Source organism: Microbacterium sp. NPDC064978, from assembly GCF_044543605.1.
GTDB lineage: Bacteria > Actinomycetota > Actinomycetes > Actinomycetales > Microbacteriaceae > Microbacterium > Microbacterium meiriae.
Map to the genome: position 1 here is coordinate 753210 of NZ_JBITWF010000001.1, position 12309 is coordinate 765518.

The following is a 12309-nucleotide window of genomic DNA, read 5'->3' on the forward strand; positions in this document are numbered from 1 at the left end:
AAGGGCGCCCCGGCTTCGGCCGGGGCGCCCTTCTCGTCGTCCGGGGATCAGTACCAGATGTCGAGGGACGGAGCCGGGAAGGCGACGAACGCGCGGTCCAGGGCCTCGACGGCCGCGGGCGCGCCGGCGATCCGGCCCGCACCGTGCAGCGCGGCGACACGGATACTGCCTGCGTAGATCGACGAGAGCGCGGAGACGTCGAGGACGAGGTCCGCCCCGGTATCCGGAGCCGCCTCGACGCGCGCCCGCCCCTCGGCGTCGATGCGCAGACGCCACGTGCCCGCGGCGAAACCGAGCGCGTCCTCGATGCGGAGCACCGTGTCCAGGGGCGCGGCGTAGGACCGGGCCGTGAGCGCGGCGGGGACGTCCAGGACGCGGAGCCAACCGTGGTCGTGCACCTCCTGGGTGACCCCGCGCGGGTCTCCGACGAGCCACGGCAGCGGGTCGTCGAGAGGACGGAGGTCGGCGGTCACCTCGTCCACGAGATCGTGCTGCAGCGCGAATCGCCACAATGCGGCCGTCGCCTCCGCCGTCTCGCCGACGAGCAGACGCACGTGCAGCGCGAACCGGAAAGTGCCCCCGCGCTCGGCGAGGTGGAACGCCATCACGCCGCGCACCTGCCCGGACTCGTCGCGATAGCGGATACCGCGCACCCGGTCCCGGTCGGTGTCTGTGCTCGCGAGCCCGCTGATGCCCGCCCAGCGGGCCGGCCATCCGGGGACCTGCCCCGATCGGGCGATACGCGCCCGCTCGTGCGCCTCCGCCAGCGCGGCCGCGAGCTCTTCGCGCTCGAGGTACTCGACGCCGCCCGCGGGACCGGGCCCCGCCCATCCGGCGCGGCGGACGTCGACGGTGAACCGCGACACCGGGACGGCAGAGCCGAAGCCGTACCGTCCGTAGATCGTCGCCTCGGATACCGTGAGCCCGGCGACCGGGAGACCGGCGTCGGAGGCGGCGCGCAGCTCCCCCTCCAGCAGCGCCCGCGCGATGCCACGACGACGATGGGTGCCGGCCACCGTGACTCCGCTGATCGCCCACATGCCGATCTCACCGCCGGGGATCGTCAGCGGAGTCACCCAGGAGTCGATGGTCGCCACGGGGAAACGGTCGGCCGGGGTGTCGGGCTCGTACACGCCGATGTTGCGCCGGCTCCTCAGGGTGCCGACGCCTTCCTCGCGAGCCGCCTCCGAGGGGTCGGCGCCGAGGAACCCGCGCGCCATCGCTCGCTGGAAGGCGGCCACCCGCGCCGAGTCCGTCGTATCGAGGACCCGGTAGTCGAGGTCCTGTGCCGCGAGGCGGTCGACGGATGTCTGGTCAGCGGGGATCCCGCGCGCATCGATGAGGGCCATGCACACAGCCTACGGGCGGTCTCCGACGCCCCGCACGCGCTCGCAGCGCCTCAGTGCTGTGCGGCCTGGACCTCGCGCAGCCGGGCGAACACCTGGTCGCGCAGCTCCTCGGGAGCGGTCTCCTTGCAGGCACGGGCGATGACCTCGGTGAGGGTCGTCGCCACCAGAGCCTCGTCCCGGCACGCCGGGCAGTTCTCCAGGTGCTCGCGGATCTCGGCGTGCTCCGTCTTGCACACCTCGTTGCGGAGGTACTCCTCCAGATCCTGACGGGCCTTGTCGCAGCCGCAGTCGCTCATTTCTTGCTCCTCGGGTCAGCCGCGGCGATTCCCCGCTCCGCGGCGTAGTCGGCCAGCAGCTCCCGCAGCATCCGCCTGCCACGGTGCAGACGGCTCATGACGGTGCCGATGGGGGTCTTCATGATGTCGGCGATCTCCTGGTACGCGAAGCCCTCGACGTCGGCGAGGTACACCGCGAGACGGAAGTCCTCCGGGACCGCCTGCAGCGCGTCCTTGACGACCGACGCCGGCATGCGGTCGATGGCCTCGGCTTCGGCCGACCGGCTGTGCGAGGCCGTCGTCGACTCGGCGCCGCCGAGCTGCCAGTCCTCGAGCTCGTCGATGGTGCCCTGGAACGGTTCGCGCTGCCGCTTCCGGTAGATGTTGATGTACGTGTTGGTGAGGATCCGGTACAGCCACGCCTTCAGGTTCGTTCCCTGCGCGAAGGTCGACCACGACCCGTAGGCCTTGACGAAGGTCTCCTGCACGAGATCGGCGGCGTCCGCGGGATTGCGCGTCATGCGCATCGCGGCGGCGTAGAGCTGGTCCATGAAGGGGAGCGCCTGCTCCTCGAACTCGCGCCGAGGGTCGCCGACGGTGGCTGCGGTTGCGGTGTCGTCCATCACCGGCCAGTCTAGGCGGCTGAGGTCGATCACCTCGCGTTCCAGCGTCGCAGGCATCCTCTTCCCTTCGCACCGAAGCCGCCTCTCACGAGGACGGCGTTGCGTTTACTAAGGTGAGAACCGATGAGCGCCAAAAGGTATTCCCCCACCCGTGTGCAGGGCGCCTACCCCGCGCCCACGATCGACGGCCCGGTCCACGCCGAGCTCACGATCCCCGGGTCCAAGTCCCTCACCAACCGCGAACTCCTCATCGCGGCCATCGCGGACGGCCCCGGCCGCCTGATCGCGCCGCTGCACTCTGACGATTCGCAGCGCATGGTGGAGGCCCTCCGCGCGCTCGGCGTCGGCATCGAGGAGGTCGACGCCGGCCACGAGTTCGGTCCCGACCTCGTGATCACGCCCGGCAAGCTCCGCGGCGGCACGACGATCGACTGCGGCCAGGCCGGGACCGTCATGCGCTTCATCGCGCCGCTGGCCGGCCTCGCCGAGCAGGACGTCCACCTCACCGCGCACGAGACGGCTCTGCACCGACCCATGGGCGGGCTCATCAGCGCCCTGCGCGACCTCGGCGTCGACATCGACGACGAGGGAACCTGGGCCCTCCCGTTCACCATCCGCGGCCACGGTCACATCCGCGGCGGTCGCGTGGAGATCGACGCGTCGGCCTCCAGCCAGTTCGTGTCCGGGCTGCTTCTGGCCGCTCCACGCTTCGACGTCGGCCTGCACCTCGTGCACACCGGCGAGCGGCTGCCGAGCCTGCCGCACATCGACATGACCATCGAGGCCCTCAGCCGCCGTGGCATCCGCATCGAACGCCCCGCGGTCGGCGAGTGGCTGGTGGAGGCCGGGGTCCCCCGCGCCAAGGAGATCCCCATCGAGCCGGATCTCTCCAATGCGGCACCGTTCCTCGCGGCCGCGCTCGTCACCGGCGGCTCCGTCGCGATCACCGGCTGGCCGGCGCACTCGACCCAGCCCGGGGCGCTGCTGCCCGAGATCCTGCAGGCTGCAGGCGCCCACGTCAGCCGTCACGGCGGGGTCCTCACCGTGCGCGCCGGTTCCGGCATCCGCGGGCTCGATCTCGACCTCTCCGCCGCCAGCGAGCTGACGCCGACCCTCGTGGGTCTCGCGGCCTTCGCCGACGGCCCCACGACGATCCGGGGCATCGGCCACATCCGCCTCCACGAAACCGATCGCATCGCGGCGCTCGTCGGCAACCTGCGCGCTCTGGGCGGGACCGCCGAAGAGCTCCCCGACGGCATCCGCATCGTGCCGGGCCCGCTCCGCGGTGGCTCCTGGGCGGCGCACCACGACCACCGGATGGCGACGACCGGCGCGCTCATCGGCCTCCGCGTCCCCGACGTCGTGATCGACGACATCGGCACCACCGCCAAGACCCTCCCGGAGTTCACCACGCTCTGGGAGCGGATGCTGCGAGGCTGACGGGTGAGCTGGCTGAGCGACGCCGACGACCTCGAGGACGACTTCGAGGACTACGACGAGAGCAGCATCCGGACCCGCCCGAACCCGAAGGCCAACCGACCGCGCACCAAGCGGCGCCCCGCGCACGAGGACGCGCAGGTCGGCCGCGTCCTGGGTGTGGACCGGGGCCGGTACTCCGTACTCCTCGACGAGGACACCCCGCAGGAGCGCACGATCACCGCCGCCCGCGCCCGCGAGCTGCGGCGCACGCCGATCGTCACGGGCGACCAGGCCCGCGTCGTCGGCGACACCTCGGGAGACGAGGGCACGCTCGGGCGGATCGTGGGGATCGTCGAGCGGACCTCGCTCCTGCGTCGCAGCGCCGACGACACCGACGAGGTCGAACGGGTGATCGTGGCGAACGCGGACCAGATGCTCATCGTCGTCGCCGCGGCCGATCCCGAGCCGCGTGCCCGCCTGGTCGACCGCTACCTCGTGGCGGCCCTCGACGCCGGGATCCGCCCCCTCCTCGTGGTGACGAAGACCGATCTCGCCGACCCGGCCCCCTTCCTCGCGCACTTCGACGGCCTCGACCTCCGCGTCTTCACGAGCGCACAGGACGAGATGCCCGTCGACGAGATCGGCGCGGCGCTCATCGGCCACTCGACCGTCTTCGTCGGGCACTCCGGCGTGGGCAAGTCGACCCTCGTGAACGCCCTGGTCCCGACCGCGGGCCGCGCCACCGGACACGTGAACCAGGTCACCGGCCGGGGACGCCACACCTCCTCGTCCACCGTGTCCCTCCGCTACGAGGGCCCAGGCGGCACGGGCTGGGTCATCGACACCCCCGGCGTGCGCTCCTTCGGGCTGGGGCACGTCGAGCCCGCGAACATCCTCGCCGCCTTCACCGAGCTCGCCGTCATCGCGGAGGACTGCCCGCGCGGCTGCACGCACCTGCCGGACGCGCCGGACTGCGCCCTCATCGAGGCAGCGGAGCGCGGCGAGCTGAGCGAGACGGGGCGGGCGCGGCTGGACTCGCTGCAGCGGCTGCTGCAGACCTTCGCCGACAAGGCGGAGCAGCCGCCCGGACGGTAGGCTGGGGGCGTGACCGAACGCCTGGAAACCGGAACCGCCGCCCCCGACTTCGCTCTGCTCGACCAGGACGGGAACACCGTCCGGCTGGCCGATCTGCGCGGCACGAAGACCGTGCTGTACTTCTACCCCGCGGCGATGACCCCGGGGTGCACGACCGAGGCCTGCGACTTCCGCGACAGCATCTCTTCGCTCCAGGGCGCCGGGTACCAGGTCGTCGGCGTCTCGAGGGACGAGCCTGCGAAGCTGGCCGCCTTCCGCGACCGCGACGGTCTCACCTTCCCGCTGCTCAGCGACCCCGACCACGCGGTGCACGAGGCGTACGGCGCCTGGGGCGAGAAGATGAACTACGGCAAGGTCGTCGAAGGCGTCATCCGCTCGACCTTCGTCCTCGACGAGGACGGCATCATCACGAGTGCCCAGTACAACGTGAAGGCCACCGGCCACGTCGCGCGTCTGCGCAAGCAGCTCGGCATCGACGCCTGACGCGTCGCGGCGGAGTCACTCCGCTTCGCGCCTCGTCCCCTCACGGCGTGCGCTCGCGATGAGGAGGGCGAAGCCGGCGACGGCGGGAACCCCGAGGCCGAGCACGAACACCCACGGGATCGGCGGCAGCGTGAGGGCGCCGAGCGCCAGGGCGATCGCGAGGACCTGGAACACCACCCCGCCCGATCGCGCCCAGGAGCGCCCGGCGCGGGTGCCGAAGGCGAAGGCTCCCAGTGCCGCGGCACCGATCAGGGTCAGGACGATGAGAGCGATGGCCGTCGGCAGCGATGCGGCGTCCCCTGCCCCGAGTCCCGCCATCTCGATGGCCGCGAAGACGAGCAGGGCGACCGCTTCGACGGCCAGGACGGCGGCGGCGGCGCGGGCGATTCCCGGTGCGCGCACGTGGTCCTCCCGGGGATCGAATGACGAGAAAACCCTTGATTTCAGGGTATTCATGTAACAGAATAGAGAAAGTCATGTGCTCCCACAGCGGCGTGGGGCGAACGTTCGCGTTCGCATCACAATCAGCGGGCATCCGCCCGTATCTCAACAGGGTAGCGGAACCCGAACCGTCGCCCGAATCGAGAGGTCGCATCGCGACATCTCATGAAATCCACACCGAGGAGCCCCCATGGACTGGCGTGACAAGGCCGCCTGCCTGACCGTCGACCCCGAACTGTTCTTCCCGGTCGGCAACACCGGCCCGGCCGTCGACCAGATCGAGAAGGCGAAGACCGTCTGCGCGACGTGCACGGTCACCGAGATCTGCCTGCAGTACGCCCTGGAGACGAGCCAGGACTCGGGCGTCTGGGGCGGCCTGTCCGAGGACGAGCGCCGCGCGCTCAAGCGCCGCGCCGCCCGCGCCCGCCGCGCCTCCTGAGACTCACGAAGCGGCCTGAGACACCGTCTCAGGCCGCTTCTGCGTGTTCCGACGAGGCGTCAGCGCTCGAGCCAGCGCAGCGGGATGTCGATGACCACCTCGGTCCCCTCACCCTCGCTCCCCCGCCAGTCGATCGTGCCGCCGAGCTCGCCCTGGATCAGCGTGCGGATGATCTGCGTGCCGAGGCCCTGACCGATCCGGCCCTCCGGGAGCCCGTGGCCGGTATCGCGAACCGTCACCCGGAGGTTGTCCTCGGTGCGCTTCGCGTCGATCGTGACGACGCCCTCCTGCCCGGCGAGGCCATGCTCCACCGCGTTCGTGACCACCTCCGTCAGGGCGAGGGCGAGCGGCGTGGCGTATTCGCTCGGGAGCACGCCGAAGTGTCCCGTCGACTGCGTGCGGGCCCGCGTGTTGGGAGCCGACGCCACCTCGGCGACGAGCTTGAGGACACGATGGAAGACCTCGTCGAAGTCGACCTTCTGCGTGAGGCCCTGAGCGAGGGTGTCGTGGACGACCGCGATCGCATCGACGCGGCGCATAGCCTGCGTGAGAGCATCCCGCGCCTCGTCGGAGTGCGTGCGTCGCGCCTGGATCCGGAGCAGGGACGCCACCGTCTGCAGATTGTTCTTGACCCGGTGGTGGATCTCGCGGATCGTCGCGTCCTTGGTGATGAGCTCCTGCTCCTGGTGGCGCAGCTCCGAGACGTCGCGGCAGAGCACGATCGCCCCGATGCGGGTGCCGTGATCCTTCAGGGGGATGGCACGGAGGGAGACCGTCACCCCCCGCGCCTCGATGTCGGTCCGCCAGGGCGCCCGCCCCGTGACCACCACGGGCAGCGACTCGTCCACCTGGCGGGACGGCGGTACGAGCCGGGTGGTCACCTCGGCCAGGGACTCGCCCTCCAGCTCGTCGTCGAAGCCCATCCGATTGAACGCGGACAGGGCGTTGGGGCTGGCGAAGGTCGTGATGCCGTCCACGTCGATCCGGATGAGACCGTCCGATGCCCGAGGCGCACCGCGGCGCGGCGATGTCGGCGCTGCAGGGTCGGGGAAGCTGCCGTCCGCGATCATGCGGAACAGGTCGTTGGCACACTCGTCGAAGGTGATCTGCTGACGCGACGGCGTGCGGACCTCCCCGAGGTTGGTGTGCCGCGTCACCACCCCGATCACGCGCGGAGCCTTGTCCTCGCCGCGCCGCTCGATCACGATCGGGACCGCGCGCACCCTGGTCGGTGTCTCCTCGAACCAGTCGGGCGAGGACGAATCGACGATCTCCGCCGACTCGAAAGCGCCGTGCACCTGCGTGCGCCACTGCGGGCGCACCCGCTCCCCGACGATGTCCCGGTAGAAGAGCGTCGCCGCACCGCTCGGTCGCGCGTGAGCGACGGCGACGAACGAGCCGTCGTCCGTCTGGATCCACAGGACGATATCGGCGGAGGCGAGGTCCGCGAGGAGCTGTCCGTCACCGGCGAGCCGGTGCAGCCACTCCACGTCGTCGTCGGTCAGAAGGCCCTGGGCCTGGGCGAGATCACTGAGGGTTGACACCTCACCAGCCTAGGCTCCCCCGCCTCAGAGGATGGCGAGCGACGTCGCGCGCCACCGTCGGTCCAGCCCCTCGAGTCGGATGGCCACGGCACGGGTGCGCCCCGGGCCCGCGACCACGACGACCGCCTCGACGATGCCGTCCCGCGGGTGCGTCACCCGCACCGTCCGGATGACGAAGGTGGGTCGGGTCGGCGCGACACCGCGAGCACTGCGCGCGCGGGCGGCGAGGTTGGCCCTGGTGACGACGCTGCGGTACGCCTCCTCGCTGAACCAGCGGGCGAGCTGATCCACCTCCCGCACTCCGGCGAGGGCCTCGAGAGCCCCCTGGGTGAGGCTCCGCACGAGGAGCACGGGGTCCGGAAGCTCATCGGCCGGAGTGGGCTGCGGTCCGAAGTACTCGGCCAGCATCATCTCGATCTCCCCTCGGAGGCGTCGGCGAGCCGTCAGTAGAACACGTTCCCGGTACGGCACTGTCGGCGCAGGAGGAGGTCTGTGGACAACCCGTAGATTCCGCGCTTCGGGCGAGGGCCGGGGCGACCGTCCGCGCGGATGTGGATAACTCGGACGACACGATGTCCGCCCCTACGCTCGGTCGGGTGCACTGGGATTCCCTCTTCGACGACCTGGAAGGACAGCTCGCCGCGGAGTGGGAGGCGGAACGCGCCGCCCGCGACGCCGAGTCCGAGCGACTCCGCATCGCTCGACTCGACCTGCGCGCTCGATTGCGCCATCTGTGCGCCGCGAACATCGAAGCGACACTCCACCTCGTCGACGGGGCTCACCTGCCCGTCGGCCTGCGGTCCCTGGGCGTGGACTGGCTCGCCGCCGTCTCGCGCGTGCCGCAGGGCGCGCGCGTGCCGGGCTCCATGCTGCTGATCCCGATGACATCCGTGCTCGGACTCACGCTCGACCACGGATCGATGCTGGGCAGCCTCGCCGACGACACGAACGGTGGAGCGACCACGCTCCGCGAACGGATGACCTTGGGGTTCGCCCTCCGCGACCTCGCGCGTCGCCGTCTTCCGGTGCAGCTCCGCCTCCTCGTCGGCGACGATCTCCACGGGACCATCGATCGCGCCGCCGCCGACCACCTCGATCTCGCCGAGCACGACAGCGGCGCCACCCGCCGGGCCGACGCGGTACGGGGCTTCCGGATCGTGCCGTACGCCGCCCTCGCCGCGATCCGCGTGCAGGGAGCTCCGACTCTCTGACGCTCAGGGACGCCGTGACACGGCGGGTCCCCACAGCTCGGGGAAGCTCGCGGCCTGCGACTGCCGCCACAGGGCCATCCGCCGCGCCTCCTCCACCTGCGCGGCCAGGTACTCCTCGATGCTCGACTCCTCGATGCGCCAGCGCGCGGGCGCACCGAGGGGGGCGCCGCGAAGGTCTCCGGCGTGGACGAGCGCGATCACCTCGTCCACATCGATGCTCAGCAGCTCTGCCACCTGCGCAGGCGCGAGGAAACGGGGGGTGTGCGGGTGTGGGGGTGTCATGCCCTCATTCTGGGCGCGCAGGGCGGAGGAGGTGCGGGGTGGCGAGACCTTGTGGATAACTCGACGGCCCTGGTGGCCGCTTCTGTGACCATATCGCCATGGCCCCGCTCTCCCGTTCCCCTCGTCGCTTCCGCGGAGATGCCCGCTTCGCGGTGGGCATCGTGCTCGTCCTGGCGTCGATGGCCGGCGTCTGGTTCGTGCTCACCTCCTCGGACCAGGCGACGCCGGTGCTCCAGGCGCAGCGCACGATCGTCCGCGGAGAAGTGCTCCGCGCCTCCGACTTCGCGACCGTCGATGTGGCGCTGGGGGCCGTGTCCGACGAGTACGTCCGGCCAGGCCAGCTCGACACGGGCCAGGTCGCGGCCCGGACGCTGTCGGAGGGCGAGCTGGTGCCCAGGACGGCGATGACGACGGCAGCGGACAGCCGTACGACGACGGTCGTCGTCGCGAGCAGCGTGGGCCTTCCCGAAGACGTGGAGGCCGGAACCGAGGTCGAGATCTGGCAGGCGCCCCTGCGCGAGGACGGGCGCTCCTATGACGAGCCCCGCATCCTCGTCGGAGACGTCGTCGTGCGTGCCGTCCTCGAGCGGGAGGGGCTCCTGGCGGACACCACCGCGGAGCTGGAGATCGTGATCGACCGGAGCGATGTCGCCGCGGTCCTCGCCGCGGTCACCGGCGGTGCGGCACTCTCCGTGGTCCCGGTCGGGGCAGGGTCGTGAGCGTCGTCCTCATCGCGGTGGCCGCGCCGCGGGCCGACGAGCTGGTCGCCGAACTGGAGTGGGAGGGCGTCTCGGCCGCCAGCATCCCCTCCGCCTCCGCCGCGATGATCACATCTCGTCTGCATCCGGAGGTGGAGGCCGTCGTCGTTCCCGCGAGCAGGGCTGTGCTGACCACCGAACTGCTGTCCACGTGCGACCGCGCCGGCGTCCGCGTCCTCACACTCGGAGGCGCGGACGGTCGCGCCGCGATACGGATGGGCCTCGCCCCTCCCCTGCGCGCGGACGCAGCGGGGTGGGAGATCGCGGCGGCACTGTCCGCCGACCTTCAGCCCGTCGCCCCGGCTCCGTCGGCTCCGCCCCGGGTCATCGCCGTCTGGGGTCCGCACGGGGCGCCGGGGCGGTCGACGGTCGCCGTCCAGCTCGCCGTGGAGCTGGCGCGCCGCGGACGCCGGACGGCGCTGGTCGATGCGGACACCGTGGCCCCCGCTCTCGCGCTGCTCCTCGGGATGGACGATGACGCCCCGGGCCTCGCCGCCGCCTGCCGTCGCGCCGAGGCCGGCGCGCTCGATCCGGCGGAACTGACCCGCCTCTCCACCCGCCTCGCAGCCGGAGGTGCCGAGGTCGATGTGCTGGCCGGGCTCAACCGCCCCAACCGCTGGCCGGAGCTGTCCGATGCGCGGGTCCGGGCGACGCTCTCCCTCTGCCGGACATGGACGGAGGAGACCGTCGTGGACGTCTCGGCCGCCGTCGACGCGGACGAGGAGGCGACCTACGACGTGGTCGGCCCGCGGCGGCACGCGGCGACCGTCGCAGCGCTGAGCGAGGCGGACCGGGTCGTGGCGGTGGCGGCAGCGGATCCGTTGGGGATCAGCCGATTCCTCCGCGACCACGCCGAGCTCCGGCGCCTCGTTGGTCAGACGCCGGTGACGGTGGTCGTGAACCAGGTCCGTCCCGGCCCCCTCGGCCTCGATGCCCGGAGTCAGATCCGTCGCACGCTGGAGCGGTTCGCCGGGCTCACCGACATCGTCTTCCTTCCCCTGGATCGGCGCGCCGTCGACGCGGCTCTCCTCCATGCCCGGCCGATCTCGGACGTCGCGCCGCGGTCGGCGCTCGTCGCTGCCGTCCGTCGGCTCGCGGCCGGTCTCGAGCCGTCCGCCCCTCCGGCGACTACTGGCGGTAGCTCGACAGGAAGTTCCCGAGGCGCTCGACGGCTTCGCTCAGCACTCGCGGCTCTGGCAGGGTCACGAGCCGCAGGTGATCAGGCGTCGGCCAGTTGAACCCGGTGCCCTGCACGAGGAGGATGTGCTCCGAGACGAGCAGGTCGTAGACGAGTTTGGCGTCATCGCGGATCTCGTGCACGTTCGGGTCCAGTCGGGGGAACGCGTAGAGAGCGCCCTGGGGCTTCACGCAGGAGACGCCGGGAATGGCCTCCAACCCTTCCCAGGCGATGTCGCGCTGCTCGTGAAGACGCCCCGTCGGGGCGATGAGGGCGTCGATCGACTGGACTCCGGACAGCGCCGCCTGCACGGCATGCTGGGCAGGGACGTTCGGGCAGAGCCGGGTCGACGCCAGCAGGGTGATCCCCTCGATGAACCCCTTGGCATGGTCCTGGGGACCCGTGACGACCATCCACCCGGAGCGGTAGCCGGCGACGCGGTAGGTCTTGGACAGTCCGTTGAAGGTGAGGCAGAGAAGATCAGGGGCGAGAGTCGCCGTCGGGATGTGCACCGCGTCGTCGAAGAGGATCCGGTCGTAGATCTCGTCGGAGAGGATGAGGAGCTGGTGCTCCCGCGCGATCTGCACGAGTCCCTCCAGCACCTGCCGCGAGTAGACCACGCCGGTGGGGTTGTTCGGGTTGATGATCACGAGCGCTTTGGTGCGCGGGGTGATCTTCGACCGGATGTCCTCGAGGTCGGGCTGCCAGTCGTCGTCCTCGTCGCAGAGGTAGTGCACGGGGGTGCCGCCGGCGAGGCTCGTCATGGCCGTCCAGAGCGGGTAGTCGGGGGCGGGTATGAGGACCTCGTCCCCCTCGTCCAGCAGCGCCTGCATGGTCATGGTGATCAGCTCGGAGACGCCGTTGCCGAGGTAGACGTCGTCCGGATCGAAACGGGGGAACCCGTCGATCTCCTCGTACCGGCTCACGACGGCGCGGCGAGCCGAGATGATGCCCTTGCTGTCGCTGTAGCCGTGGGCCGTGGGGAGCGCGGCGAGCATGTCGTGCACGATCTGATGCGGGGCGTCGAACCCGAAGATCGCCGGATTGCCGGTGTTCAGCTTGAGGATCCGGTGGCCCTCTGCTTCCAGTCGCGCCGCCTCGACGAGGGCGTTTCCGCGGATCTCGTACAGGACGTTCTTGAGCTTCGACGACTGGTCGAAGGTGCGCGATGGTGTCATCGATCAAGCCTACAGGGACGAAAGGAGGGCCAATC

15 protein-coding genes are annotated in these 12309 nt (G+C 71.2%); 7 read left to right on the plus strand and 8 right to left on the minus strand.

Going from position 1 to position 12309, the window contains the following annotated elements:
* Positions 1 to 47 precede the first annotated feature (47 nt).
* The 3 genes from ACIGJI_RS03925 to ACIGJI_RS03935 are packed head-to-tail and all read right to left on the minus strand — an operon-like array spanning position 48 to position 2304.
* Positions 48 to 1349, minus strand: coding sequence for a GNAT family N-acetyltransferase (locus ACIGJI_RS03925; protein ID WP_268776523.1), 1302 nt, complete (start codon positions 1347 to 1349; stop codon positions 48 to 50).
* A 50-nt stretch (positions 1350 to 1399) separates the two neighbouring features.
* Positions 1400 to 1645: a zf-HC2 domain-containing protein gene (locus tag ACIGJI_RS03930; protein WP_025103064.1), complete on the minus strand. Its 246-nt coding sequence runs from the start codon at positions 1643 to 1645 to the stop codon at positions 1400 to 1402.
* Entirely contained in the window at positions 1642 to 2304 is a 663-nt protein-coding gene (locus ACIGJI_RS03935; protein WP_025103063.1) for a sigma-70 family RNA polymerase sigma factor, read from the minus strand. Before ACIGJI_RS03935 ends, ACIGJI_RS03930 begins: the two co-directional genes overlap by 4 nt.
* Before the next feature lie 66 nt (positions 2305 to 2370).
* Between ACIGJI_RS03935 and aroA the strand changes: the two genes are divergently transcribed.
* Genes aroA through bcp form a run of 3 tightly spaced genes read left to right on the plus strand, consistent with a single transcriptional unit; the run spans position 2371 to position 5244 of the window.
* Entirely contained in the window at positions 2371 to 3687 is a 1317-nt protein-coding gene (gene aroA / locus ACIGJI_RS03940; RefSeq protein WP_259955261.1) for a 3-phosphoshikimate 1-carboxyvinyltransferase, read from the plus strand.
* 3 nt (positions 3688 to 3690) lie between these two features.
* The gene (rsgA, locus tag ACIGJI_RS03945) at positions 3691 to 4761 is read left to right on the plus strand and encodes a ribosome small subunit-dependent GTPase A (RefSeq protein WP_292797962.1); all 1071 of its coding nucleotides are present in this window, start codon (positions 3691 to 3693) and stop codon (positions 4759 to 4761) included.
* A 9-nt stretch (positions 4762 to 4770) separates the two neighbouring features.
* Positions 4771 to 5244, plus strand: a complete 474-nt coding sequence (bcp, locus tag ACIGJI_RS03950) for a thioredoxin-dependent thiol peroxidase (protein WP_259955259.1) — start codon at positions 4771 to 4773, stop codon at positions 5242 to 5244.
* A 15-nt stretch (positions 5245 to 5259) separates the two neighbouring features.
* Here bcp and ACIGJI_RS03955 read toward each other — a convergent pair whose 3' ends face one another.
* Positions 5260 to 5646 (minus strand): hypothetical protein, encoded by a 387-nt coding sequence (locus ACIGJI_RS03955; protein ID WP_187663739.1) that lies wholly within the window; start codon positions 5644 to 5646, stop codon positions 5260 to 5262.
* Between the two features lie 229 nt (positions 5647 to 5875).
* On the opposite strand from ACIGJI_RS03955, the gene ACIGJI_RS03960 reads away from it, so the two are divergent.
* The gene (locus ACIGJI_RS03960) at positions 5876 to 6124 is read left to right on the plus strand and encodes a WhiB family transcriptional regulator (protein ID WP_017203224.1); all 249 of its coding nucleotides are present in this window, start codon (positions 5876 to 5878) and stop codon (positions 6122 to 6124) included.
* Positions 6125 to 6183: 59 nt separating this feature from the next.
* Here ACIGJI_RS03960 and ACIGJI_RS03965 read toward each other — a convergent pair whose 3' ends face one another.
* Entirely contained in the window at positions 6184 to 7668 is a 1485-nt protein-coding gene (locus ACIGJI_RS03965) for a sensor histidine kinase (RefSeq protein ID WP_187663738.1), read from the minus strand.
* A gap of 24 nt (positions 7669 to 7692) precedes the next feature.
* Complete coding sequence (locus ACIGJI_RS03970) at positions 7693 to 8079, minus strand: Rv3235 family protein (RefSeq protein WP_187663737.1); 387 nt, start codon at positions 8077 to 8079, stop codon at positions 7693 to 7695.
* A 161-nt stretch (positions 8080 to 8240) separates the two neighbouring features.
* On the opposite strand from ACIGJI_RS03970, the gene ACIGJI_RS03975 reads away from it, so the two are divergent.
* Entirely contained in the window at positions 8241 to 8879 is a 639-nt protein-coding gene (locus ACIGJI_RS03975; protein ID WP_363445941.1) for a hypothetical protein, read from the plus strand.
* Positions 8880 to 8882: 3 nt separating this feature from the next.
* On the opposite strand, the gene ACIGJI_RS03980 is transcribed toward ACIGJI_RS03975, so the two are convergent.
* Entirely contained in the window at positions 8883 to 9161 is a 279-nt protein-coding gene (locus ACIGJI_RS03980; RefSeq protein ID WP_363445939.1) for a helix-turn-helix domain-containing protein, read from the minus strand.
* A gap of 98 nt (positions 9162 to 9259) precedes the next feature.
* Here ACIGJI_RS03980 and ACIGJI_RS03985 point away from each other — a divergent pair, with 98 nt between their 5' ends.
* A complete protein-coding gene (locus ACIGJI_RS03985; protein ID WP_363445937.1) occupies positions 9260 to 9880 on the plus strand; it encodes an SAF domain-containing protein in 621 nt (206 codons plus the stop codon).
* Positions 9877 to 11157, plus strand: coding sequence for a P-loop NTPase (locus tag ACIGJI_RS03990; RefSeq protein ID WP_363445935.1), 1281 nt, complete (start codon positions 9877 to 9879; stop codon positions 11155 to 11157). The genes ACIGJI_RS03985 and ACIGJI_RS03990 overlap by 4 nt, the downstream gene beginning before the upstream one ends.
* Here the strand turns inward: ACIGJI_RS03990 and ACIGJI_RS03995 are convergent.
* Complete coding sequence (locus tag ACIGJI_RS03995; RefSeq protein ID WP_187663733.1) at positions 11048 to 12274, minus strand: pyridoxal phosphate-dependent aminotransferase; 1227 nt, start codon at positions 12272 to 12274, stop codon at positions 11048 to 11050. The genes ACIGJI_RS03990 and ACIGJI_RS03995 overlap by 110 nt on opposite strands.
* Positions 12275 to 12309 lie beyond the last annotated feature (35 nt).